General features: G+C 64.3%; 32 protein-coding genes and 1 riboswitch. Of the genes, 10 read left to right on the forward strand and 22 right to left on the reverse strand.

All coding sequences use genetic code 11. From position 1 onward, the window contains the following. Positions 1-12: 12 nt before the first annotated feature. Both AOC05_RS11595 and moeB read right to left on the reverse strand, forming a co-directional pair. Positions 13-999, reverse strand: a complete 987-nt coding sequence (locus AOC05_RS11595; protein WP_062007354.1) for an SDR family NAD(P)-dependent oxidoreductase — start codon at positions 997-999, stop codon at positions 13-15. Between the two features lie 983 nt (positions 1000-1982). Then, positions 1983-3167, reverse strand: coding sequence for a molybdopterin-synthase adenylyltransferase MoeB (moeB, locus tag AOC05_RS11600; RefSeq protein WP_062007355.1), 1185 nt, complete (start codon positions 3165-3167; stop codon positions 1983-1985). A 109-nt stretch (positions 3168-3276) separates the two neighbouring features. On the opposite strand from moeB, the gene AOC05_RS11605 reads away from it, so the two are divergent. The 3 genes from AOC05_RS11605 to AOC05_RS11615 all read left to right on the forward strand — a co-directional run bounded on the left by AOC05_RS11605 (position 3277) and on the right by AOC05_RS11615 (position 4555). Further along, the gene (locus AOC05_RS11605) at positions 3277-3915 is read left to right on the forward strand and encodes a TetR/AcrR family transcriptional regulator (RefSeq protein WP_062009691.1); all 639 of its coding nucleotides are present in this window, start codon (positions 3277-3279) and stop codon (positions 3913-3915) included. A gap of 64 nt (positions 3916-3979) precedes the next feature. Then, complete coding sequence (locus AOC05_RS11610) at positions 3980-4204, forward strand: DUF3107 domain-containing protein (protein WP_062007356.1); 225 nt, start codon at positions 3980-3982, stop codon at positions 4202-4204. Positions 4205-4249: 45 nt separating this feature from the next. Then, positions 4250-4555 carry a hypothetical protein gene (locus AOC05_RS11615; RefSeq protein ID WP_062007357.1) on the forward strand — a complete coding sequence of 102 codons (306 nt, stop codon included), beginning with the start codon at positions 4250-4252 and terminating at the stop codon, positions 4553-4555. 88 nt (positions 4556-4643) lie between these two features. On the opposite strand, the gene AOC05_RS11620 is transcribed toward AOC05_RS11615, so the two are convergent. The 4 genes from AOC05_RS11620 to thiO form a co-directional block, all read right to left on the reverse strand. Further along, positions 4644-5297 (reverse strand): 4a-hydroxytetrahydrobiopterin dehydratase, encoded by a 654-nt coding sequence (locus AOC05_RS11620; protein WP_062007358.1) that lies wholly within the window; start codon positions 5295-5297, stop codon positions 4644-4646. Between the two features lie 19 nt (positions 5298-5316). Beyond that, positions 5317-6126 carry a thiazole synthase gene (locus AOC05_RS11625; RefSeq protein WP_062009693.1) on the reverse strand — a complete coding sequence of 270 codons (810 nt, stop codon included), beginning with the start codon at positions 6124-6126 and terminating at the stop codon, positions 5317-5319. 37 nt (positions 6127-6163) lie between these two features. Further along, positions 6164-6403 (reverse strand): sulfur carrier protein ThiS, encoded by a 240-nt coding sequence (thiS, locus tag AOC05_RS11630; RefSeq protein WP_062007359.1) that lies wholly within the window; start codon positions 6401-6403, stop codon positions 6164-6166. Beyond that, positions 6400-7641, reverse strand: coding sequence for a glycine oxidase ThiO (thiO, locus tag AOC05_RS11635; protein WP_062007360.1), 1242 nt, complete (start codon positions 7639-7641; stop codon positions 6400-6402). Before thiO ends, thiS begins: the two co-directional genes overlap by 4 nt. Continuing rightward, a riboswitch (TPP riboswitch) is annotated at positions 7636-7759 on the reverse strand. It overlaps the preceding gene by 6 nt. 14 nt (positions 7760-7773) lie before the next feature. On the opposite strand from thiO, the gene thiE reads away from it, so the two are divergent. Further along, entirely contained in the window at positions 7774-8478 is a 705-nt protein-coding gene (thiE, locus tag AOC05_RS11640) for a thiamine phosphate synthase (RefSeq protein ID WP_082357951.1), read from the forward strand. 23 nt (positions 8479-8501) lie between these two features. Here the strand turns inward: thiE and AOC05_RS11645 are convergent, their stop codons facing one another. From AOC05_RS11645 to AOC05_RS20820, 3 genes are all read right to left on the reverse strand, one after another. Then, the gene (locus tag AOC05_RS11645; protein ID WP_315899835.1) at positions 8502-8996 is read right to left on the reverse strand and encodes a DinB family protein; all 495 of its coding nucleotides are present in this window, start codon (positions 8994-8996) and stop codon (positions 8502-8504) included. A gap of 72 nt (positions 8997-9068) precedes the next feature. Beyond that, positions 9069-9287 carry a TetR-like C-terminal domain-containing protein gene (locus AOC05_RS20355; RefSeq protein WP_062007361.1) on the reverse strand — a complete coding sequence of 73 codons (219 nt, stop codon included), beginning with the start codon at positions 9285-9287 and terminating at the stop codon, positions 9069-9071. After that, the gene (locus AOC05_RS20820; protein ID WP_197277944.1) at positions 9184-9486 is read right to left on the reverse strand and encodes a WHG domain-containing protein; all 303 of its coding nucleotides are present in this window, start codon (positions 9484-9486) and stop codon (positions 9184-9186) included. Before AOC05_RS20820 ends, AOC05_RS20355 begins: the two co-directional genes overlap by 104 nt. A gap of 56 nt (positions 9487-9542) precedes the next feature. Between AOC05_RS20820 and AOC05_RS11655 the strand changes: the two genes are divergently transcribed. Continuing rightward, positions 9543-10097, forward strand: coding sequence for an FUSC family protein (locus AOC05_RS11655; protein WP_062007362.1), 555 nt, complete (start codon positions 9543-9545; stop codon positions 10095-10097). 260 nt (positions 10098-10357) lie between these two features. On the opposite strand, the gene AOC05_RS11660 is transcribed toward AOC05_RS11655, so the two are convergent. After that, positions 10358-10786 (reverse strand): alkaline phosphatase family protein, encoded by a 429-nt coding sequence (locus tag AOC05_RS11660; RefSeq protein ID WP_062007363.1) that lies wholly within the window; start codon positions 10784-10786, stop codon positions 10358-10360. A 138-nt stretch (positions 10787-10924) separates the two neighbouring features. Then, on the reverse strand, positions 10925-11779 hold the full coding sequence (locus AOC05_RS11665) for an ABC transporter ATP-binding protein (protein ID WP_062007364.1): 855 nt from the start codon (positions 11777-11779) through the stop codon (positions 10925-10927). A 207-nt stretch (positions 11780-11986) separates the two neighbouring features. Here AOC05_RS11665 and AOC05_RS20425 point away from each other — a divergent pair, with 207 nt between their 5' ends. Next, positions 11987-12112 carry a hypothetical protein gene (locus tag AOC05_RS20425; protein WP_257720345.1) on the forward strand — a complete coding sequence of 42 codons (126 nt, stop codon included), beginning with the start codon at positions 11987-11989 and terminating at the stop codon, positions 12110-12112. 1 nt (position 12113) lies between these two features. On the opposite strand, the gene AOC05_RS11675 is transcribed toward AOC05_RS20425, so the two are convergent. The 6 genes from AOC05_RS11675 to AOC05_RS20430 all read right to left on the reverse strand — a co-directional run bounded on the left by AOC05_RS11675 (position 12114) and on the right by AOC05_RS20430 (position 16995). Continuing rightward, the gene (locus tag AOC05_RS11675) at positions 12114-13100 is read right to left on the reverse strand and encodes an LLM class flavin-dependent oxidoreductase (RefSeq protein ID WP_062007366.1); all 987 of its coding nucleotides are present in this window, start codon (positions 13098-13100) and stop codon (positions 12114-12116) included. 96 nt (positions 13101-13196) lie between these two features. Further along, on the reverse strand, positions 13197-14279 hold the full coding sequence (locus AOC05_RS11680; protein WP_062007367.1) for an FAD-dependent oxidoreductase: 1083 nt from the start codon (positions 14277-14279) through the stop codon (positions 13197-13199). Between the two features lie 48 nt (positions 14280-14327). After that, positions 14328-14744, reverse strand: coding sequence for a DUF2809 domain-containing protein (locus tag AOC05_RS11685; RefSeq protein WP_062007368.1), 417 nt, complete (start codon positions 14742-14744; stop codon positions 14328-14330). Positions 14745-14770: 26 nt separating this feature from the next. Beyond that, positions 14771-16051: a Y-family DNA polymerase gene (locus AOC05_RS11690; protein WP_062007369.1), complete on the reverse strand. Its 1281-nt coding sequence runs from the start codon at positions 16049-16051 to the stop codon at positions 14771-14773. 299 nt (positions 16052-16350) lie between these two features. Beyond that, complete coding sequence (locus AOC05_RS11695; protein WP_186760312.1) at positions 16351-16779, reverse strand: HipA domain-containing protein; 429 nt, start codon at positions 16777-16779, stop codon at positions 16351-16353. A gap of 90 nt (positions 16780-16869) precedes the next feature. Next, positions 16870-16995, reverse strand: coding sequence for a hypothetical protein (locus tag AOC05_RS20430; RefSeq protein ID WP_257720346.1), 126 nt, complete (start codon positions 16993-16995; stop codon positions 16870-16872). A gap of 672 nt (positions 16996-17667) precedes the next feature. Here AOC05_RS20430 and AOC05_RS11700 point away from each other — a divergent pair. Further along, positions 17668-18084 carry a hypothetical protein gene (locus AOC05_RS11700; RefSeq protein ID WP_157374973.1) on the forward strand — a complete coding sequence of 139 codons (417 nt, stop codon included), beginning with the start codon at positions 17668-17670 and terminating at the stop codon, positions 18082-18084. Positions 18085-18130: 46 nt separating this feature from the next. On the opposite strand, the gene AOC05_RS11705 is transcribed toward AOC05_RS11700, so the two are convergent. Further along, positions 18131-18673, reverse strand: coding sequence for a GNAT family N-acetyltransferase (locus AOC05_RS11705; RefSeq protein ID WP_230085332.1), 543 nt, complete (start codon positions 18671-18673; stop codon positions 18131-18133). 153 nt (positions 18674-18826) lie between these two features. On the opposite strand from AOC05_RS11705, the gene AOC05_RS19460 reads away from it, so the two are divergent. Then, the gene (locus AOC05_RS19460; RefSeq protein WP_062007372.1) at positions 18827-19066 is read left to right on the forward strand and encodes an ATP-binding cassette domain-containing protein; all 240 of its coding nucleotides are present in this window, start codon (positions 18827-18829) and stop codon (positions 19064-19066) included. A 122-nt stretch (positions 19067-19188) separates the two neighbouring features. Here the strand turns inward: AOC05_RS19460 and AOC05_RS20825 are convergent, their stop codons facing one another. The 3 genes from AOC05_RS20825 to AOC05_RS11715 form a co-directional block, all read right to left on the reverse strand. Then, on the reverse strand, positions 19189-19485 hold the full coding sequence (locus AOC05_RS20825; RefSeq protein WP_420480398.1) for a hypothetical protein: 297 nt from the start codon (positions 19483-19485) through the stop codon (positions 19189-19191). 152 nt (positions 19486-19637) lie between these two features. Next, the gene (locus AOC05_RS19470; RefSeq protein WP_157374976.1) at positions 19638-19778 is read right to left on the reverse strand and encodes a hypothetical protein; all 141 of its coding nucleotides are present in this window, start codon (positions 19776-19778) and stop codon (positions 19638-19640) included. A gap of 100 nt (positions 19779-19878) precedes the next feature. After that, entirely contained in the window at positions 19879-20277 is a 399-nt protein-coding gene (locus AOC05_RS11715) for a LexA family protein (RefSeq protein ID WP_062009699.1), read from the reverse strand. Between the two features lie 102 nt (positions 20278-20379). Between AOC05_RS11715 and AOC05_RS11720 the strand changes: the two genes are divergently transcribed. Then, entirely contained in the window at positions 20380-20871 is a 492-nt protein-coding gene (locus AOC05_RS11720; RefSeq protein WP_062007373.1) for an AAA family ATPase, read from the forward strand. 41 nt (positions 20872-20912) lie between these two features. Here AOC05_RS11720 and AOC05_RS11725 read toward each other — a convergent pair whose 3' ends face one another. Continuing rightward, positions 20913-21617: a ferritin-like fold-containing protein gene (locus tag AOC05_RS11725; protein WP_062007374.1), complete on the reverse strand. Its 705-nt coding sequence runs from the start codon at positions 21615-21617 to the stop codon at positions 20913-20915. A 65-nt stretch (positions 21618-21682) separates the two neighbouring features. Here AOC05_RS11725 and AOC05_RS11730 point away from each other — a divergent pair, with 65 nt between their 5' ends. Further along, complete coding sequence (locus tag AOC05_RS11730) at positions 21683-23173, forward strand: RNB domain-containing ribonuclease (protein ID WP_062009702.1); 1491 nt, start codon at positions 21683-21685, stop codon at positions 23171-23173. The last annotated feature ends 23 nt before the right edge of the window (positions 23174-23196 follow it).

Here is a 23196-nt window from a genome sequence, read left to right on the forward strand (position 1 = left end):
AATCGCAGGGGGCTAGCCGAAGGCGTTGACCTTCGTCAGCGCCGCTGACAGCTCCCACAGCCGTGCGGCGCTTTCCGGATCGATGGCGTGGGCGTCCACCCCTTCAATACGGGCCATGGGTGATTGAGGATCGGTGGGCAGGGCAATGTCGCAGTCCTCGCAGTACACCCCGCCCATGCCGTCCAGCCGTGGCGAGGTGGCCGCCCACACCGACGTCGCGGCCCCTTGATCGGGCGTCTTGAAGCCTTCCCGCACGTTACCGGCGTCGTCCATCCACCCCGCGGCCACCATCTCTTCCCGCGGCAGGTGCCGTTGCAGATCCGTCATGATGCCGCCGTGATGCACGGCGAAGGCCCGCACCCCGTGGTCGGCACCGCGTTTGTCCAACTCGATGGCGAACAGGCTGTTCGCCGTCTTCGCCTGGCCGTAGGCGTGCCATTTGTCGTACCCCTTGGTGAATTGCGGGTCGTCAAAGTGGATGCCGGAGATCTTGTGTCCCGTCGAGGATAGCGAGACCACGCGGGCGCCACCGTCTGAGAGCACCGGCCACAGCGCATTGGTCAAGGTGAAATGTCCCAGGTGATTGGTGGCGAATTGCGCCTCCCAGCCAGGGCCCACGCGCGTCTCCGGGCAGGCCATGATGGCGGCGTTGTTGATCAGGATGTCCAGCCCCCGCCCGGCGTCAAGGTATCCCTTCGCGAATGCCTTCACACTGGCCTGGTCGCCCAGGTCCATGGCCCGGACGTCCACCGATTCCAGCCCAGCAACCGCCAGCACCTGGCGGGCGTGGCCTGGCCTGCGGGCCGGAACCGTGACGTCCACCCCTGCTGCCGCAAGCGCCCTGACCGTTTCCAGGCCCAGGCCGGAGTACCCGCCTGTCACGATGGCCGTGCAGCCGCCTAAATCGACCCCGGCCAAGACGTCCGTGGCTGTGCTGCCGTGTCCAAAGCCGGTGCCCAGGGGGTGTTGCGGCGTCTGTTTCCAGGCCTGACGCGTCATGATATGTACCTTTTCCGCTCGATGCTGATGCTCCTGCTGGGAAACTTACTCCTGTCCAGCGCGTTTGTCGTGTGGGCTCTGAAAGTGGCAGGCACTATTGGATCGCCCAGACCTGCGACGATGCACAGCCCTCGAACGCTGGAACTCTCAGTTTCGTGGCACTTTCCCTTCAATGCACATCACTGTTGATGGAAATCACGGAGCTGGTTGCACCAAGACTCAATGTACCCATGACCACTATCCTGACCGACAGGTGGTTGGGCAGATTTTGACGGTGGCGCATCTCGGCCTTCGGGTGCGAGAAGAACGGTTCGGCGACCGTGTTAGTGCCATTGCGGTGTCAAAGTTCTTGGCGTGAGGATTTTTGAGTCGTCTGTTAGCGGTCCCCTGCGGAACAGTTTCTGCACCTCCAAGGGCAACAAGCGTTCGTTCAGTTAGCGGCCAGGGCGATGAACGCGCACTCTGGCCAGATGGGACCCGACGTGTGTAGGTTGTTGATCAGTGTCCCATTCACGCCGGACTCAAGCAGTTGGCGACTGTGAAAGAACTTCGGATCATGCCCCTATGGGCGACCATATTATCGCTTTGCGTGGCCGCAGCGGCAGCTACTTTTCTCGTCATCGGGCTATTCCACACGCTAACTGGTGCCGGGGCGACGCAAGTGTTCTTTGACGCTGTGATTGCCGGCGCGCTGGCGCTCGGCGCCTGGTCAGTCGCAGTCAGAGGAAACCCCGCGCTTTCGCGGCATCGGGACGCTCCGCCCAACCGTCTCAGTCCCCTTGGCTGGTGGTGACTTCGGCATGGCTCGGCTGCGTGGATGGGAACCAACTCAGGAGGGCTCACCGTCGGCCCAAGACCCCTTCTTCCGGCAATGACTTAAGAGTCACGCTGACCTCCGGCAAGCAAACCACGGTCCGACCCTCGATGGTGTCCATTCACCGCCCGTGTCACGAAATTGGGACGAGTGTCAAACAATTTGGATCCTACATGTCGCTAGCCAGCCAGGCGTCGATCCCACCCTCAAGATGGACGACGTCGGCGTACCCTGCCGTGCGCAGGCTCGCCAACGCCTGCGCCGAGCGGGCACCGGACTTGCAATGCAGGATCAGGGGCACGCCGTGCGGAACATGCGCCAACGCCGTACCGTCCTTGATACCAGCCACGGGGATCAGGACGGAACCGGGGATGCGGGAGACCTCGAATTCCACCTGCTCCCGCACATCTATCAACAGGAATTCCGCGGCACCATGTTCCCGGTTCGCCAAGCGTGCGGCAAGCTCGGGCACGGTGATCAGATCGCCGTCGGTCTTCTCCACCGGAAGGATTCCGCAAAAGTAGTCGTAGTCGATGAGTTCGGTGATGGGTGCCGCGTCGGGGTCCTTGGCGATCCGGATTTCCCGCCAACGCGAGGACAGGGCGTCGAAGATCAGCAGCCGACCCAACAGCGTTTGGCCGATGCCGGTGATGAGCTTGACGGCCTCGGTGACCATCATGGCCCCAATGGAGGCGCACAGCATGCCGAACACGCCGCCCTCGGCGCAGGATGGGACGGTCCCGGGGGCCGGGGGTTCAGGATACAAGTCGCGGTAGTTGGGGCCGAACTTGTCCCAAAACACACTGACCTGCCCGTCAAAGCGCAAGATCGAACCCCACACATAGGGCTTGCCCAGTAGCGCGGCGGCGTCGTTGACGAGGTACCGCGTGGCGAAATTGTCCGCACCATCTAAAATGACGTCGTAGCCGGCGAACAGTTCCAGCGCGTTGGAGGAATCAAGGCGGATCTGGTGGAGCACCACGTTCACGCCGGGGTTGATGGCGGCAATGGACTCTCTGGCTGATTCCAGCTTGGTCCGGCCTATGTCCGACACCCCGTGGATGATCTGGCGTTGAAGGTTGCTCAGTTCAACGGTGTCATCGTCAACGATCCCCAGGGTGCCGACACCGGCCGCGGCCAGGTACAGCAGTGCGGGCGAGCCGAGCCCGCCGGCACCAATGACCAACACGCGGGCATTGCACAGGCGCCGCTGACCGTCCAGGCCGATCTCGGGGATGAGGGCGTGGCGGGAGTAGCGCTGAAGTTCCTCCGGCGCCAGCGGCGGTCCCGGCTCCACCAAGGCAGGCAAGGTGTGGGAAGGATTGGTGGACAGTGGCGCGAGCAAGGAAACCATACCTCTTAATCTAGTCCTGCCTGCGGGCTTTGGCTTATTACCACTGGGTAGAATGGCAGGGATCCTGACCGTAGGCTCAATGACGGCGGACAAAGTGAAAGGCACGCACATGATATTGGAAACCCATCCCGGGGAGCAACCAGCGCGCCGTACCCCGCTAACCCGGTTGCCACGCGACGAACGCCGCGCACAGCTTCTGGCTTCGGCACTGCAAGTGTTTGCGAACAACGGTTACCACGGGGCCGCCATGGATGAGATCGCCGAGACCGCAAAGGTCAGCAAACCGGTTTTGTACCAGCACTTCCCCAGCAAACGGGACCTGTATTTGGCGTTACTGGACAACCATCTTGCCTCGTTGACCGCGCTTCTGCTCTCGGCATTGAACTCCACCACCGATAACAAGCTGCGCGTCCAGGCCACCATCAGGGCATACTTTCAGTTCATGGCAAATGACGACCAGGCCCACCGCCTCGTTTTTGAATCCGATCTTGTCAACGACCCCGAGGTGGCAGCCCGGCTGGAGAAGTTCAACTCCCAATACGGCGATGCCATCGGTGCGGTGATCGCCGAGGACACCAAGCTGGCCGCCCTGGAATCGGCCCTGTTGGGCCGCGCGTTGGCAGGCATGGCACAGGTCAGTGCCCGCTATTGGCTTGAGGCGAACGGCGACCTTGACATCGACGTTGCCAGCGAGCTTGTGTACCGTTTAGCTTGGCGCGGAATTAGCCGGTTCCCGAAGGAATCCTAGGCCCGCTGGGCATACAGTTACTTGTACTTATATTTTGTTGCACGTTTGCACCGAGGAGACATCTGTGGAAATCAAGATTGGCATTCAGAACGTTGCCCGCGAAATCATCCTGGAATCGGAGCAAGAGGCCGACGAGGTGGCGGCGGCCGTTTCGGAGGCTTTGGCCAAGGGCACGGAGCTGCGCCTCAAAGACGAGAAGGGGCGCATCATCATTGTTCCCGGCAATTCCCTCGGGTACGTTGAACTCGGTGGCGAAAAGGCCCGCAGCGTAGGCTTCGGCGCGCTTTAAGCACCCGTGAGCGCATCTTTTTAGAAACCAAGGAATAGGGAACTCATGGTTGCAGTGGTCATTATTGCGTTGACGGCTGGTGCCTTCGGCGCCATCGCCTGGGCCGTTGATAAATATCGCACGACCTTCGGGGCACTGCTTCCTGCAGGTGCCGCCGTGGCCGCTGCATTGCTGGTGTGGATCATCACCATGACCATCGGCCTGGACAACTCATCTGCGACGGCGTGGATCCCGTGGATTCTCTCCATGGCTGTTGGCGGGGTTGCAGCCTGGGCAACGGCAGGCTTTGTGGGGCGCACCCGCCATGCCCACCAAGTCAAGCGGAGCAACGAGATTCTGGCACTTCACTAACCTCGCGGTTTTCCTATGCGCAGGACCCACCTCGGGTCCTGCGCATAGTCGTTTGTGCGCCAAATCCGCAGCGGATTTGGCGCACAAACTAGGACCGGCCCTCCTCCGTGCAGATACACAGCCGGTTGCCCTGGGCGTCAGTGGCAACCACCCACATCGGCGACTGCTCATGATCCAGGGCCGCCCCGGTAGCGGCCAATGCGTCCAGCACTGGCCCGCTTTCACTAAACGGCACCGTCACATCCACGTGGAAACGGTTCGCTTTGGGTGTGTCAGTCTTTTGAAACCAGAGAGAGGGGCCCCGACCCATAGGATCGGCGAGGCTGCCATCCTCCTGGCGCTTGTACCCCAATGCGGTACGCCACGTCGCCGAAATCGCGTCGATGTCGTCGGTGTCAATAGCGATCTCGAGCGTGCGCAGCAGTTCCGGCCGCGCCAAGGCATCCACGGCATGCGCAGCCGCGGAAATTGTCGTGGCCAGGGCGGTGTCCCGCGCTGTCACTACGGATCCGGCGTCGTGCGAGGTCAGCGTCACGAACAAGGTCTCGTAGCGCCAGTCCACATCGGGGTGGTGGTTGGCGCCCTGGGCCAGTTCCCCGATAGCGGCAAACAGCTCAAGGGCAGCGGCCGCCGTCGGGCACTTCAGTGAGGTGCGCAGGGCACCCAAGCCCCAAGTCCAGTCGGGCAACGCCGCCAGTGCTGTGTCGATCTGGGTCCTGGTCAAAACATCGGATGCGGCCATTGCGAGCTCCTTGGGCGTGTTACAGGTCCGGGCGGCCATCCATGGCCGAGGACGCCAACGCGTGGCGGCGCTTGGGAATGCGGCCTGCCTGTGCTGCCAGTCTGCCACCGATGACGGCATGTTTGAAGGCCTGCGCCATACGGATCGGGTCCTGGGCCCGTGTGACGGCAGTGGCCAGCAGCACCGCGTCGCAGCCCAGTTCCATGGCCAAGGCGGCGTCGGAGGCAGTACCGATCCCGGCGTCGAGCACCACGGGCACGGACGCGCGGGAGACGATCAGCTCAATGTTGTGCGGGTTCAAGATGCCCAGGCCCGTGCCGATCGGGGCGCCCAGCGGCATGACGGCCACGGCCCCGAGCCGCTCCAGGCGCAGCGCTAAAACCGGGTCGTCATTGGTGTAGGCGAACACCTTGAAGCCCTTGTTGACGAGCTGTTCGGTGGCGTCCACCAGTTCCACGGCGTCCGGCAGCAGGGTGTGCTCATCGGCGATGACTTCCAGCTTCACCCAGTGTGTTTCCAACGCCTCCCGGGCCAGCTCCGCCGTCATGACCGCCTCGCGGGCCGTGAAGCAGCCGGCTGTGTTGGGCAGCACGCGGATATTGTTCTGAAGCAGCAGCTCAAAGAGGTTGCTCCCTGCGGAGCCGCCGGCGCCCTGGCCCGGTGTACTGTAGCGGCGCATCGCCACCGTGGTCAGCTCGGTCCCGGAAGCGAGCAGGGCGGCGCCGAGTCCGGCCAGGCTTGGTGCCCCGCCGGTGCCCATGATGAGCCTCGATCCCAGTGTCACGCCGTCGATGACCAGCGTGTCAGTCCCGGTCAGCAGTTCAGTCATGTGGTTCTCCTTCGTGGAAGCAAATGTGAGCATGTGCCTAGCCGCCTTGGACCGCTGTGACGATCTCAATGTCGTCGTTTTCCTCGACGCGGTTGTGCGCCCATTGGCTGCGCGGCACAATACCGGCGTTGCGCGCCACGGCGACGCCAAGACGGCCGCCGTCGGCGGCCTGGCCCGTACCCAAAAGCGCACGTCCCGTGACCGCTGTGACCAGATCGGCCACTGTAGTCCCGGGGCTGAAGGGGTGCGTGGCACCGTTGAGTTTAAGCATGGTCATGGTTTCTCCTGGGCGGACATGAGGGCGGGCATGAGGGTGGGCGAGAACCTGTCCGGGCGGAAGCGTTCCCACGCGAGGTCGGTGATGTTGCCCAGCAGCTGGCGGGCGATGAGGGCGGCGATCGGGGTCAGGAGCACGCCGTGGCGGAAGAATCCGGTGGCGATGACGAGCCCGGGGATGTCCCGGCCGTCGGCGCCAGCCACCCGGCCCAGCAGCGGTGCGTTGTCGGGGGTACCCGGGCGGGCGCGGGCGGTGGTTTCCAGCAGTTCCAGTTCGGCGACTGCGGGCACCAGCACCTGGGCGTCGCGTAGCAGCTGGTGCACTCCCCCGGCACTGACACCGGCGGCGCCGTCCTCCCGGTTGCTGGCGCCAATGACCACGGTCCCGTCTGGTCGCGGGACAATGTAAACCGGCAGCCCCCGGACAAGTCCGCGCAGCGTGGCGGTGGTCAGCGGGCGCAGGTGCTCCGGGACGCGCAGCCTCAGGATGTCGCCGTAGACGGGGCGCAGCGGCAACACCAGCCCCGCCGGCAGCCCTCCCAGTGCAGGCGCCCCCAAACCGTTGGCGACGATGACTTCCCGCGCGTGGACTTGTGTTCCGTCCGCCAGTACGACGCCGGTCACCCGCGAGTGCGTGTTGCCCGCGTTTTCGTGGAGCAGGCCCACGGCTGCCTGGCCAATGGCGGCACCTGCGCTGTCACCGCGTGAACGGGCCACGGCAGCGAGCCGGGCGCGGATGGCTGCCGCCACGGCGCGCGGATCGACCTGGTGGTCCTGGGCAACACGGTACGCGCAAGAAAGGTGCGGGCCCAGCATCGGCTCCTGCGCGCGGGCTTCCTTGATGCTCAGCTGCTCCACGGCGAGCCCGTGCTTGTGCTGGACGTCGCGGAGGTCCGCCAAGGCGTCGCGGTCCGCAGCGTCCGCGCCCAGGACGAGGGTCGGCGTCGTACTGAATCCTGTCTCCGGCAGGCCCTGTGCTAGGAGCGGGGCGATGAAATCGTCCCAGCGCGCATTGGAGGCCAGTGTCAGCTCCAGGAGGTCCTCTTCCTGGTAGTGCAATTCGCTGACCGGGGCCAGCATCCCGGCGGCTGCGAAGGTGGCACCACTGGCCGGCGCCGGGTCGATGACGGTGACGTTGCGACCGGCCTGCTGGACTTCCCAGGCGATGCCCAGGCCGACGATGCCGCCGCCGATGACGGCCACGTCGGTGGCAATAATTTCCGGCACTGTGTGTGCCATTTGTGTCTCCTTCCCTACGCCGGTACGAGCCGGATCAGGTTCCACGCCCACTGGGCGTATTTCGGTCGGCGCATCAGGCGCCCTCTCAGCCAGCATGCCTGGCTCCCGCGGTACTGAACTAGTCTATGAGATATGAGCCGTTCCTTCCTCACCCATGACGCCACGCCCACCTTTTCTGCCCTGCCCGCCGCGTCGCCTGTGGCGTCCGCCGTGGCCGATGCCCGCCTATACCTGTGCACTGATGCCCGCGCGGGACGGGGCGACTTTGCCGATTTCCTCCGGGCCGCCTACGCCGGCGGCGTGGACATCATCCAGCTGCGGGACAAGTCGCTGGAGGCGGCACAGGAGCTTGAGCTGTTGGCCGTGTTGCGCTCCGTGGCGTCCGAATGTGGCAAACTCTGGGCCGTCAACGACAGGGCGGACCTTGCCGTTTTGTCAGGTGCCCCGGTGTTTCATGTGGGCCAGCAGGACCTGCCGCTGCCTGCCGCGCGGTCACTTGTAGGGCCCTCGGTGTCGCTGGGGCTTTCCTGCCACGACCCCGCCCAGGCGGCCGCGGCTGCTGCCGATCCGGACGCCGATTACTTCTGTGTAGGGCCGCTGTGGGCCACCCCTACCAAGCCGGGCCGGGCCGCCGTGGGGCTGTCCCTGGTGGAACACGCCGCCTCCTTGGACACGGCCAAGCCGTGGTTTGCCATTGGCGGGGTGGACCTTTCCAACGTTGATGCGGTGGTTGCCGCGGGCGCCTCGCGCATTGTGGTGGTGCGGGCCATCACCGAGGCTGCGGATCCGACGGCGGCTGCCGCGGCATTGCGCTCACGCCTGCCTGCGCTGGGGTAGTTTCCAGCACTGCCCGTTCGATCTCAGGAACCCGTGCGGGTCGCCGCCTCAAGTTCGGCACGGTACGCGGCCCACTCTTGTTGTGTGCGGCGGGAGACATTGGGGTCCAGCGGGCCGTTGCCGACGGCACCGTCGATCAATTCGCCAATGATGTCCGCGTGGCCTGCGTGACCGGCCGTTTCCACGCACATGTGCACCAGAATCTGGTGCACGGTCACCTGACGCCGTTCGGCCGGCCACCACGGCACCTGGCCGACGGCGTCGAGGGGAAGCAGCTCGATGGTCTCATCACTGTGCCGAGCGGAAAACTCGGCAAACTCAAGGGTCTGTGCCCGCGTCTGTGCCGCGGTGGCCCACATGTCGGCATCCCGGGGCGCGTCGTCGGCCATCCAGGGCGCCTCCATGCCACTTGGCCGCCCGAAGACCTCGCCAAAGTATCCGAGCTGGACGCTGCTGACGTGTTTGAGAAGGCCCAGCAGGCTGGTGCCCGTGGGGTCATGGGGCGGCGGACGTCGCAGTCCCCCAGTCCGTCAAGCTTGGCGAGTAAATCCTCGCGGCGGGCTCGTAAATACCCGAGAAGAGTGGCTTTTTCATCCATGCTGCCACTGTCCCGCAAAGCCGGCTATTTGTGCCAGTATGTCCAGCTGCGCGTCGAAAAGTGCCGCCGGGTTGCCGAACGTTTCCTCCCCATATTGACCAAAGACCTCAAAGTTGACGGCCCCGAACAGGGCCGCCCACACCAGCACACCGCGGGTCAGCGCGGCATCGTCGAGAGTCAGCGACAGTTCCCCCCCCCCGAATGGCTGCAAAGTCCCCTGACGGGACAGCCCTGGAGGGCTCAGCAAGGCCCTTTTGGGGGGAGAGTTTTCCCGCCTGGTGGGCGCATTGGAAGATGCGCACCAGCTGGCCAATCACCCGTGTTCCAGGACCCGTGGTTTGCTCGGCCGGGGCCTGGTAGCCCGGAACAGGTGAGCCAAAAAGCAGGCCGTAGCAGGCCGGCTCCGCCAGGGCCCTGGCCCGGCACGAGGCTCAGCTGCGCCAAGATCCGCCGCACCAGCGCAACCATGGCTGCTGCAGGGGCCGGCAGCACGGCACTCGAACCGGTGGAAACTTTCCTTGGTGTGGGCCGCTCGGGGTTCGCCTCCCGGAGCAGCCTGCACCAGGCGCTGCGCATGGCGACGGCATCGGCCCTGTCGGGAGGGGTTGCGGTGACACTTGGGCTGGGGCATCCACTATGGGCGACCATGGGTTCCGTGGCAGTACTGCAAGGACTGAACTACAGCATGAGCGTCCAGCGCGGCATCCAAAGGCTGCTCGGCAATGTGATCGGCGCCTTGGTGGCGGTGGGGCTGCTGTCCCTGTCCTTGGGGTTCTGGCCGTCAGTGGCCCTGGTGATCGGTTTCCAAGTCTTGGCCGAACTCCTGGTGCTCAAGAACTACACGTTGACAACCATTGCCGTGACACCCGTGGCGTTGATCATGACGGGGCTGGGCAGCCACCTGGGCCCTGCAGCTGCCATGACGCGGGTGGCGGACACTTTGCTGGGCGTGGTGATAGGGGTCCTGGTGGCGGCGGTCAGCATCTCACGCACCGACCATCACCACCTGCCAACCCGCTGAAGTTGCAGCCGGGCAACTTTTCAGCAGGTTCCAGACCGCCTCCAACCACAACCCTTCCCTCACTTCTGCACGGCCTGGCCTGGCCGGCATGCCAGCAGCAGGGGGCAAGCTGGGTAGGTGCGAGCTCCGCTGGCCAGCGGTCCAGTGAACGGCCAAAGCGGGCAGCCGCCACGAAGGACCTGCGTTCCACGGGGCGTTGGACGGCGCTCTAGATGCGTCCCGGGTGGGCTTCCACCCGCCCCATGGCGGCCACATATTCATCAGCGTGTGGGCCGTAGACATGGCCTTCGTCGGCGTCGCAAAAGTAGACGAACGCCATGTCCGGCCCGTTGCTTTTCGCGCCGCTCCCAAACCACGGGCCCGGTCTCTGTGGGATCCGCCAGGGGCGGCCAGCCGGCCGCGACCATGGTGGTGGTTGACTGGTCCGCAAAGTAGGCCCGGCTCAGGAAGTCGGGGCAGTGCAGAAGCTGGTGGCCCACGAAGTGGTTGTCCTTGACCCCGTGTACGGCGTGGGATGCCCCGGTCAGCAGCGTGGACCAGCCCGGCCCCGACAGTGTGGGGACTTCCATGGTGAGTTCGTTGAACACACCTTCACCAATCACGGCGTCAAGGGTCGGCATCTTGTGCGTGCCGCGGGAAAGGTTCAGGCGCAGTCCGTCAATGCCAATCAGGCAGACCTTGGGTTTCATACGGCGACCTCCTCTTTGGCCAAGGCTCCGGAGCTTGCTGCATTGCTTGACAGGGCGTCCGCCCGTGCAACATCGACCAGAACGGAGCTTCCGCGCGGTGCCACGTCCACGCGCTGGCTCAGGGCAAACGTTGCACCCTCATGCTGGGGGCATATCCACCCGCATGCTGGCATCACAGAGTGAGACGCTGACACTTGTCGCTACGCCACGTAGCACCATGGCGGTGACCAGTGCGCCGCCATTCTCACCCGCCTGCAGTTGCAGGTCCTCGGGCCTGATCAGAGCCTCCAGCGCGGCGGAGCCCAGCGCGGCCCTGTCCATGTTGGATATCGCCACGCGCCGTCCCAGCACGGCTACCTCTCCGCCGTCGCACACGGCCTGAATCCTGTTGACGGCGCCAACGAACTCCGAGATGAACGCGGTTCGGGGGCGCTGGTTCACGTCTTCCGGGGAGTCAAGCTGTTCTATGCGCCCGTTGAGCATGACACCCACCCTGTCCGCCACTCTCAGGGCCTCCTCCTGGTCGTGGGTGACCAGCAAGCGTGGTGGTTCCGGACTGGTCTGGATCCGGCGAATTTCCTCCGGCAGCTGCACCCGGACCTGCGCATCCAGGGCTGACAGGGGCTCGTCGAGGAGCAGCGTCCGGGGTTCGAGTGCCAGGGCCCGGGCCACACGCTGTTGCCGGCCGCCGGAGAGTTGGAGCGGGAACTTGTCCCGGTGATCCGCCAGCCCCACAGTTTCCAGGAGCTCCTTGGCCCGTGTGGTGCGCTTGCCCACGCTTGCGCCGCCAATGCGCAGGCCGTAGGCCACGTTTTCCATGGCTGTCATGTGCGGGAACAAGCTGTAGGCCTGGAACACGATGCCAATGCCGCGGTCGCGGACCCGGCGGCGGGTGACGTCTTCGCCGCCGACCCGCACGGTCCCGGCGTCGGGGGTCTCCAGCCCGCCCAGTACGCGCCGGATAGTTGTCTTGCCGCATCCGGAGGGACCCAACAGGGCAAGGATCTAGCCGCCGTTGAGGGGCAGCTCCAGGTTGTCCAGCACGGTCCGGCCACCAAAGGACTTGGCGCTGCCGGCCAGGGAAACTTCTGCGGAGTCCAGTGTCATCGGGATCCCCTTTCGCAATGGTTGTTTTCTTTTAACGGCCACGGCCCGCGGCTGGTTCATGCCCACCTGCACCATGAAGACGGGAAAGGTTGAATGCAGCAACAGGCTGCCCAGGGCACCCACCCGCGGGCGGTGCTCGAACACCATGCCACCATCTTCATCCCGGTCATCACCCCTGCATGCCTGAACCTTGAGCTGGGCCGGGCCGCCGCGAGCTGAACTAGGAAGCCTGCATTTCCATGGCCTGTGCCAACAGTTCAAAGCTGCGGATCCAGGCCGTCTTGTCGGTGACCTGCGAGGCCACTATCAGCTCGTCGGCGTCGGCTTTCACGGCAAACTCGTCCAAGTAGGCGCGAGCTACGGACGGGGTACCGATAGCTGCGTAGCGGAACATGTTCACCACCTGCTGGCCTGCCGGAGACTCCAGTAGCATGTCCGCCTCCGGATCGGTGAAGGTCCGCCCGCCGCTCACCAGGGCGCCCACCATGCGGCGCCGGGCCTTCAGCGCCAGGGCGTCGGCTTCTTCCTGGGTGTCGGCCACAATGGCGTTGACCCCGGCGATCACGTACGGCTCGGCCAGCGCATCCGAGGGTTTGAATTCGCGGCGGTAGATCCGCACCGCATCCTCCAGTGCCTGCGGTGCAAAGTGCGAGGCAAAGGAGTACGGCAGCCCGAGCGCAGCCGCGAGCCGGGCGCCAAACAGGGACGATCCCAGGATGTACAGCGGCACGTGGGTGTCCTTGCCCGGGTAGGCGTTCACGCCGGAGATGCGTGTCTGACCCTGAAAATAGGCCTGCAATTCCTGCACGTCGGCCGGGAAGGTGTCCGCAGCCATGGGGTCCCGGCGCAGCGCCCGCATCGTGTTTTGGTCGCTGCCCGGCGCCCGGCCAAGCCCCAAGTCGATCCGGCCCGGGTGCAGGGTCTCCAGCGTGCCGAACTGCTCGGCAATCTGCAGCGGGGAATGGTTGGGCAGCATGATCCCGCCGGCACCGAGCCTGATACTGGTGGTGTTCGCGGCCACGTGCGCAATCAGCACGCTCGTGGCGGAGGATGCGATCGAAGGCATGTTGTGGTGCTCGGCATACCAAATCCGCTTGTATCCCCACCCCTCGGCTTTTTGCGCCAGCTCCACGGAGGCGCTAAACGTGGCAGCAATGCCGTCCTGGCCAATGTGGGCCAAGTCAAGGATGGAAATGGGAAGCGTCATGGGTGCAGCCTTTCAAAGGGCTCTCAAAGGGAGTCTCACTAGCGCCAACCACCCAACGGCCTGGGTTATTTCCTGCTGGAAGGAATGCGCAGAGGATCACACGTCGGAGGGAACGCTGAGCCGTTCAATGGCTGCGAGCGCGGCAGCACGGCCGGCCCTGCTGGCACCGAGCGTGGACGCCGATGCCCCATAGCCCACCAGCAGCAGCCGGGGCTCGCGCAACACCCTGACCCCGTCCATGGTGATGCCACCGCCGGGTTCTCGCAGTTTCAGTGGGGCCAGGTGGTCCATGGCAGCCCGGAACCCCGTGGCCCAAAGGAGCACGTCGGCGTCAAAGGAGCTGCCGTCGGCAAAGACGGCCCCTCCGGGGGTCAGTCGCTGCAATGGACCCCGGGATACAAGCGTCCCGGCGGAAATTCCATCTTGGTACTGCTGTGTTAACGGCAGTCCAGTCACGCCCACCACGCTCAGCGGCGGCAGCCCGGATGCTGTGCGTTCATTGACGCGGCGCTCAACCTCACGACCCCAGTCGGGGGTGAAGTCAACGGTGGTGAACTCCGGCGGGCGGCGGGTGGCCCAGGCGGTGACCACGCCGGCCTCGGCCAATTGCAGCAGGAACTGCACGGCGGAGGTTCCCCCTCCCACCACCAGCACCCGTTGGCCGGAAAATTCGGCCACCGACTCGAAGTCGTGGGTGTGCAGCTGCCGGCCGCGGAAGGTTTCCACTCCGGGGTAGTGCGGCCAGTGGGGTTTATCCCAGGTGCCGGTGGCGTTGATGACCATGCGGGTCGTGAACACGCCGCGGTCGCTCTCCACCACAAGGGGCGGGCCGGGGGTGTCGGTGGGGGCGCCGTCGTGCATTCTGCGCACGGCGTGCACCTTCACCGGCCGGTGCACGGGCAGCTCAAAGGTCTCTTCATAGCTGCCGTAGTACCGGGCTACGACGGCGGAGGCTGGCTCGGCCAGGTCCCCCGCATCAAGCTTCATGCCGGGGAGGTCGTGGATGGCGTGCGCGGAGCCGAGGGTCAGCGACGGCCAGCGGTGCAGCCAGGCACCGCCCGGACCGGGATTTGCGTCCAGGACCACAAAGTCAGTTTCCGGAACCAGCCCGTGCCGGGCCAGGTAGTAGGCCGCCGACAGACCCGCCTGGCCTGCCCCGATGATCACCACATCAAGCATTAGCTTTCCTCCGTTATCTTGTGGGTGGAACGCAGGGGTCGCGTGCTGCTATTCCTGCCGTGAGGCAAGCCATGTCCGGCCACGCTGCGAGAGGGCCACGTCCGCGTAGTAGACGGCTGCCGCACCCACCGCGTAGGCTACCAGGTCCAGTGCGGAGAACGTGGTTCCCAGGACTAGGCGCGACGGGGGGAAGCTCACGGCCAGCTGGGCGGGGACCCCTGTCAGCTGTGCCAGCTCGATGACGGCGCTGATGGTGAAGGCCCCCAGGGCCAGCTTGTGGCGGGCTGCCGTGGGAGCGATGAGCGCCATGAGCAGGTACACCAGCACCGTGAACAGAACGTCGGTGATCAGCCCGGCAACGTCCCCGGGGACCAGGAAGTGCAGCACCAGTCCCAGGATGGCGACGTCGGTCGCTGCAATGAACAGCGCAATGCGCCGGGAAGGGGAGGTTTTCGCAGAAGGCATGGGTTTGAGTCTACAAAGACTGGCCCTTATGCGCGCACCACTGGCAAGTCAGACCATTCCGTGGTGTACTTCGGCGAGGACAGTTCACGCTTCATGGACCACGACGGCGGTTCAGCCAGCCCGCCGAATCCCAGACCTATCGCTTGGCTCCCGAACTTGGTGCGAACATCCCCCAGGACGCCGCCCACGCACGGCTGCCCGCCCGGCTTGGCAAAAACATCAAGCATTTCCGGTCCGGACAGCGGCTCCAGTCCGCTGAACATCACCCCTGCCCGCAGGTAGGAGGCACCTGGCACGGCACTTTGACCGATGGCGGCCACGGCGGCGCGGGTCAACACAATGGGGTCCTGGGTGGGGGTGGCGAACCTGATAGTGGCTGCCGGGAAGCTTCCCTCGCCGGCGGCAAAGCGGCTGGTGCCCGCTGTCACGGTCATGATTGAGGCACGCAAGCCTGAGTCATTGAGCCGGGCGGCGCCGCGCTGGGCATACACGGCCATGACCTGTTCCATGCCTTCAATGGTGGTGACGGGCGTGGAGAAGCTGCGCGAGAACATGATTTGCTGCTTATCGACGCGTTCCTCGGTGTGCGGGATGCATTCGGTGCCGTTGAGTTCCATGACTGTGCGCTGCAGGACTACGGAGAACTTCTTGCGGATCAGGGCCGGATCGGCGGCCTTGAGATCGGCGATTGTCTGTATCTCCAGCATTTTCAACCGCTTGGCGGTCCGTTCCCCAACTCCCCACAGCCCGGATGCCGGCACCCGCTCCTGGATGGCTTGCACGTGCCCGGCGGGCATGGAGTCCAGCGAACAGACGCCCTCCAGCGCCGGGTTTTGCTTGGCGATCCGGTTGGCGAACTTGGCCAGCGTCTTGGTCTGGGCAATGCCCACGCAGACGGGGAGGCCCACGTGCCGCATTACCGCCGCCCGGATCTCCCGCCCGCAGGTTTCAAGCTGAGCCGGATCCCCCAGGAGTCCCACAAATGATTCGTCGATGGAGTAAACCTCCTGCCAGGTGCCAAACCTACCCACCACTTCCATGACCCGGGCACTCATGTCCCCGTACAGCTCGTAGTTGCTGGAGCGTGCCACCAGCCCCCACGCCTTGGCCTGCGCCTGTATCTGGAACCAGGGCGCGCCCGTGGCTATCCCCAGCGCCTTGGCCTCGGCGGATCGGGCCACCACGCAGCCGTCGTTGTTGGAGAGCACGACGACGGGGCGGCCTTCCAGCCTCGGGTCAAAGACCCGCTCGCAGGAGACATAGAAGTTGTTGACATCAACCAGGGCGATGGCCTGCCTTCCCACCATGTCAGAGGCTCCTTAAAGGCGGTGATGGCGAGCAACGGAGGCGGAGCGGGCTGCGGGTGCCCAGCCGGGCTGTGTCACCCGCAGAGAATATATTTGATAGACAGGACATGTAACACGAACTACTAGAAATAGAATTCTATCTGTCATTGTATGTGCTCGTCCTGACATCCGCTATGGCACCGAGCGCGGGCCTGAGAGCAAGAATGACCGCCCACCGACTGGGTACGGGCCAAGCGTCGCCGCCTCCGGAAGTGACCCTCAACAAGCTTGCCGCGATGAGTGTGCGGGTGTCGCGCATATCACCGCCGGCGGCGCCGGTGCCGTTGACTGTGTCGGCGGTGTCGATGATGGTGGTTGCCGTTGGGGCATCGCAGCGGCACGGGCACGGCTTTACCCTCAAATGCATTGTGCATGTACTCGATTCCGTCGGAATCGTCGGCAGCTTCCACGAGCAAGCGAATGTCCCGGCTGCCAGAGTCATCGCGTGGTGTGGGCGCAGTGTTTGACCTGCCCGTGCGGGATGGGTTCGCGTCAAAGGAAGGCGACAGGCGCCATTCAGCGTTGTCCTGCAATAACCCATGATTTCTCATGTGGTCTTCAATATTGTTGACCATCGCCAGCATTGCAGCACGAGAGAACAGCTCTGCCGCATCCTGATCCGGGCTGGCGGAAATAATCGTGACTGGCTTTGCGAGAGTCGCGTAGTCTGGGCTCTCAAACTCGGGCATCGCGAAAGCGTTCTGGAAGCTCATCTAGGGGATGAGGGCTGTGCCCGAATTCCCGCACGGGCTTGAATCTTCATGGCTGCGAGTAGCCTGTCAATCTCCGTCGGCCAGCCACTCATCCAGGTAGGTGAACGTCAGCGAGGGTTTCTGGACGCCTGGCCGTACCTCCACCACCATGTTACCAACGTGCCTTTTGTCGACCCAAACCTCAGCACTCATCTAGACGGTCCTTTGCGCTCGTTTGCGCCCCAGTGTGTGGGCTCTCAGACGGCCCAGATCGGTGCTCAACGGGTCGGTCGCCTCAGTGCTGGGTTCGGCCAGAGGGAGATGTTCGCCCGCCTTGCGGTCAGCTCCTGGCCGATACCCAGCCTCATTCTCCACTGGCGGAGGTGTTCACCCATGAGGGCCGCAGAGTTATCCGCTGTTGGCGTTGTGACGTGCGTGAACGTAACAATAATCCTACGTTGTATTACCTGAGCAATAGCATCGAATGAGTTCTTTTATAGGCATTTGATACGTGCTTGGAAGCGAACAGTCCCGGGAGACCGTTTACGTGCCATCCCTGACAGTGCAGTCGGCCGACCGCCCCAGTAATGTCCGGCATTCCAATCGGTCAGGAACAGCAATGCGCCCGCCGGCCCTGCCATTTCCCCCCAATCGGTAGAGTCGGATTTCGACTTGCCCAGAGCCCTGAGACCGGTTCTGGAGTGCAAGTTGGACGGAGGCTAGGTCTGCGTTCGCTGCCCCCCCAGAGGCTCAGGCCTAGCCTTCACTTTGGACACCTCGCTGTCGGTCATCCCGCTTCCCAGACGCTCCAGCACGTACCGCATAAGGTTCCCCTATAGGGAGGCGCGGGTGCCGGGGTATTGCTTGACGGGCTAGGCTCGCACCATGAAGTCTCGGGTGATATTGCTGCTTACTCTTGGTGTGGGTGCCGCCGCGCTGGCACTCGTCCTCGTGGCCGGCCGCACGCCTTGGGCATGCCCGGCCATTGGGTACGCGTACGTGGGTGAGGTGGAGTTATTGTTTTCCGCGGAGCCGGTGTCGGTGGCGGCCTGCTTTGGGGATGGGTGCGCTCCTGAGGCCGTTACGGAGGACTCAGACGGAAAATGGTGGGTGCCGCAGTCGCCGCCCTACCTGACGACGCCCGTAAGCGTCACGTCCATTTATGTGGAAGCTGTGTCCGCTTCCGATTCCCGCATAGCTCGCGTCCTGCAAATCGAAACGGAATCAACCGGCAACCACCCCTTCGCGCTCAATTGCGGCGGACCCTTCAGGTTCAAGCCCGTGCATGTGCCTCTCGGCTGAGCACCCCAGCCGGCGCATGCCGGGACAGGCCAGGCGCATGGTCATCCTAGCCGTGGAGCAGGATTTGGTAGAGGTTGTGGTCCTGCCAGCTCCCGGCAATCTGCAGGTATTGCGGGGCCATCCCAAACTGTTCGAAGCCGGACTTCAGCAGCACCCGCTGCGAGCCAACATTGTGCAGCAGCGTACCCGCTTCGATCCGGTGCAGGCCGAGTTCGTCACGGGCCATGTCCACGAGCGCCCGGACCGCAGCTGAAGCCAGCCCGCGGCCGGCGTACTGGCCGTCCACCCAATAGCCCAGTGCGGCGTTCTGGAACGGGCCGCGCACGATTCCTGCCAGGTTGAACCGGCCCACGAGGCTGCCACCGGCAAACAAGCCAAAGGGATGTCCCGTGCCGATTTCATGGGTGGCAAGGCGGCCGACAATGTCGGCACTCTGCCAGTCCTCGGTGTAGTACTCCTCGGGGCGTACCGGTTCCCAAGGCGCCAAATGGTCACGGTTGCGCACATATGCGGCGGCGAGCGCCGCCGCATCGCTGGGGCGCAGAATGCGCAGGCTGACATCTTCACTAATCTTGCGGGGTTCTAACACGTGCCAACACTACTCGTGGGAAGTCTTTGCCAGCACCATTGGGTACCCAGCCCGGCCGAGGCCCGGTTTCACGCCGTCGACTGTTGCACCAGAGCCGGGGCATACCCCAGAGCGGAGGCTAGTGATCAGCAGCTGGCCTATGGCGCGCGAACCGTGGTCGACGGCGTGAATCTCCCGGTTGAGCGCGGCAAGATTTTCGGACGCCTCGGCTCGAACGGTGCGGGGAAAACAACCACGCTGAAGGACATTGAGGGTGTTCTCAAGCTGAAGTCCAGCATCCTCCTGCCCCCCCATTCCATGGAGGACAATCCGCAGGTCGTGGCGCTCGCCCACGGTGCGCTCACCCTGGAAGGCGCCTTCACCGGCCTGACGGAAAGTGAAATCCGTGACTAAAACCGACGCCACATGCGTCCGCGCCTCACAGAGCCTGGCCATGCAGTCGCTGCTGCGGCCAGGCCCAATCACGGCTTGGCGTCGCGGGCTGGACCCCCTTCCGCAGAAATCGTCGTGTTCGCCTATATCGGGATCCGCTGGTTCCGTTGGGAATCCCGGTGACTACCTGCCTCCTTAGTTGCCGTCCAGCTGTTCCTCAATACTGAACGACGGCGTCGGGGGGCTAAACGGCGTAACGCCGTATTCCGCCGGCCTGGAGCTGCCCCGGCCGGCCAGCAGCCCGCACGGCGGGAACACGCCCACCCGTCGAGATGGCAAGCCTCGCGATCTCCTCGATGGCGTCGTGCCGCGTCGGCAGCGTCACTGGGCACCCCTGGAACGTCAACCTCATGGGCGGTGGCATCTGGCGCCACCTCCACAGGGCGAAACCCGTTCTGGGAGATCGCAAGGACCAAGGCCGCCTGCGGAAAAGTAGTTGCACGGAGCAATTGTGTGATCGAAAACCGATCACCAACACTGATGTGCTCTTTGAGCTCATTTGGAAGCCGGTATCGTCCAGCAATTCGGCCAGTTACTCTTCTACTGCCGTCTCTGTGCCTGCATCGTTTTGACCACGGAATTGCGCAATCACTCTGTCAAAGAGTGACTTTGCCAGCAAAAGGTTGCGCTCGCCATCCACCGGATCGGGGCTAGCCGGCAGGTAAATACTCATACTGAGCGGCTCCCGCGAAGAGGCAAGTCGTTGAATATCAACAGTGTGGAGCCTTCTCACCCCTAGCGGTCCACCCGCTTCCTGCCGGACGAAAAGGCACCTAAACGTGGTGCAGGCAGCGGGTGACAACACCCCACACGGTGAGCTCCGCCGCACCTGGGCCACCGCCAGGGACAGGTAACGGCTGGTTGGCGGGCTCTGCGAGCAGGGAGGTTCCGGCGTCGCGCATCACCAAGCGGCGGATCAACAGCTCGCCATCCATCACAGCAACCACCACGGAACCATCCTTGGGCGCAAGGGACCTGTCGACGATGACCTCGTCACCGTCGCTGATACCGGCGCCCGCCATGGAGTCCCCCGCAACGCGCATGATGAACGTGCATGTGCGGTCCCTAATTAGGTGCCTGTTGAGGTCGATGCCGCCGTTGAAATAATCGCGCGCCGGGGAAGGAAACCCTCGGGGGTCGGTGTCCGGGGCAAGCGGCACTGCCAGGTCCATACCAAACACCACACCACCGCCTAGAACAAGTATTCGAGTAATTAGTGTAGCACCGGCAGGCCCCCTCTGTTCCCGAATCGGGGTGCATGCTTAGATGGAACCATGCCCATCCTCATTGTTCTGCGCGGCAATTCCGGCTCCGGGAAGAGCACTGTGGCCAGGGCGTTGCAGCGCGAACTCGGTGCGGCTTGGATCGAGCAGGACTATTTCCGCAGGGTGGTCCTGGGCGAGAGGGGCAACTACTCCCCTCTCACCGTGGAGCTGATTGAACGCTCCAGCGCACTGGCCCTGCGCCACGGGCGCACGGTCATCATGGACGGCATATTCAACGCTTCGAAGTACGGTGAGGCGTTCCGGCGGCTCCGCGACGGACACCCCGGCCCCAGCTGGTTCTACGCCTATGACCTGACGCTGGAAGAGACTGTCCACCGCCACCAAAGCCGCCCGCGCAAGGCTGCCCACTTCGGCGAAAAACAGATGGGCGGATGGTATCGCGGCTGGGACCCGCTGCCCGGGATCCACGAACAGCGCATCCTGGCCGCGGATTCCCTGGAGGCGACTGTGGCGCGAATCCTCACCGATCTCGGGGTTTGAGAATGCGCGACGGGGCGCTGGATGGAGCCCAGCGGGACGAGTTAGGCTGTCAGCCCCAGCTGGCTCATACGCCGGGAATGGCTGCGCGTCAGGGACGTCAGGATTGCGGAAATCTCGGCGGCGGCCTCTTCCTGGGTCCCGTCGGGGCTCAAGCCCACCAGAAAACTGTGCTGCGCTCCAATCCTTTGCGTCTGAGCCAGGGCCTCGCCCACCAGGCGCCGTCCCCACAAAGCCAGCCGTGAGGAAAGCCGCGGGTCCTCCCCCAACATGGTCTGCAACCGTTCCTCCAACAGTGCCCGCTGCTGCTCGCTGGTGCGCACCTGCGCAACCACCTCGCTGGTGTCCGCGTCAAGGTGCGCGCAGATGGCAGCGTAAAAGTCCTCGGTGATGGCATCCACCACATACGCCTTCATCAACGACTCATGCCAGTCGGCGGGCCGGGTCCGCTCATGGAAGGCCTCCACGATCCGCTGGAACGGCAACATGGCTAGCTCCGGGTCCATCCCCATCACTTCCAGACGGGCACACACAATCTCAAAGTGGCCAAACTCGGCCACCGCCATTTTCCCCACGACGGCGCGGTCGCGCAGGGTGGGCGAATAGCGGGCATCGGAGGACAGTCGCTCAAAAGCGGACAACTTCCCGTAGGCAATACTGCCCAGCAGGTCAACGACAAATTTGTCGTAGCGGGCGCTGAGCTCGCCGGCCGAAACTGAATCGTCGGCGTCGGAAGAGGGAATACTCATACGCTCAAGGGTAATGCGTGCCGCGCCGCCCTTGCTCCCTGCGCGGAATCGTTTACGCTAAAACCGTGCCGTACTCATATATTGACGTCAAGGGCAGCGCCGCCCAAAAAGAACTCGCCCGCGCCCTCGAGGCCTTGAGTACCGAGTTCAAACTCCCGGCCGACTTTGACCCGCCGGTCCTGGCAGAGGTGGATGCCGTGATCGCCCACCACCAGCTCCCGTCCCCCGACCTGACCGCGCTACCGTTTGTCACCATCGACCCGCCCACCTCCCAGGACTTGGACCAGGCCATGTTCCTGGAACGTGAGGGCACCGGTTATGTGGTTCACTACGCCATTGCCGACGTCCCCTCCTTTGTCCGCGCTGGCGGGGCCCTGGACGCCGAAACCCGCCGCCGCGGCCAGACCATCTACACCCCCGGGAACCGTGTCCCCTTACATCCGGAGTCCCTAAGCGAGGGTGCCGCCAGCCTGTTCGCCAACGATCCTCGCTCAGCCTTCGTCTGGGAAATCCACCTGGACGCCGACGGCGCACAGCGCTCTGCCTTTGTCCGCCGGGCCACCGTCCAAAGCGTGGCGAAGCTTGGGTATGAGCAAGCCCAGCAGATGTACGACGACGGGAACGCGCCATCCGCGTTTGCCGAAACGTTATCCCTGCTGGCTGAGATAGGGTCCAAGCGGATCGTCTTGGAACGGGCCCGGGGCGGTGCGAGCTTGAAGGTGCCCCAGCAGGAGGTGGGGTTCCTCAACGGCCACTACGTCCTCGAATTCCGTCCCGAACTTCCCATCGAGGACTGGAATGCACAGATCTCCCTACTCACGGGCATGGCCGCCGCCCAGGTCATGATCGATGGCAGGGTCGGCATCCTGCGCACCATGCCGGCCCCGGACGCCGATGCCGTGGAGGCCTACCGCCTGCGCACCGTGGCGCTGGGTAAGCCCTGGATGCCCGGGGTGGAATACGGCGAATACCTGCGCAGCCTTGACACGGCCAACCCCAAGCAGCTGGCCCTGATGCATGCCGCCACAACTTTGTTTCGCGGGGCCGGGTACACCCCCTTCCACGGCACAGTCCCAGACGGCGTAATACAGGCCGCCGTCGCCGCCCCCTACGCCCATGCCACCGCCCCGCTGCGCCGGCTTGTGGACAGGTTTGTGCTGACCATTTGCTCCGCCTTATGCGCCGGGACGGACGTACCGGCCTGGGCCGTGTCGGCCCTGGCCGAGCTCCCGGAGATCATGGCCGCCTCCAACCAGTTGGCCAGCAGGGTGGAGGCGGCCGCCATCGACACCGTGGAAGCAGCGCTGCTGCACCATCACGTCGGCTCGGAATTCGACGCCGTCGTTCTAGCCGGGCCCAAGCAGAACGCGCACAACTCAAAGTCTGCCGCAGCCCGCAGCACCATCCAGATCGCCGAACCGGCCGTAAGTGGCTATTGCGAGGGCGACCTGGAACCGGGAACCATCGTCCGGGTGAAGCTACTAGCGGCGGACATCGCCACCCGGACCGTGAAGTTTGTCCCGGTGGCCGCGCTTGTCGAGGAAATAGCCCGGTGAGAGGCTAGACTGTGAGGGTAGAC

This window comes from Arthrobacter alpinus (assembly GCF_001294625.1).
Lineage (GTDB): Bacteria > Actinomycetota > Actinomycetes > Actinomycetales > Micrococcaceae > Specibacter > Specibacter alpinus_A.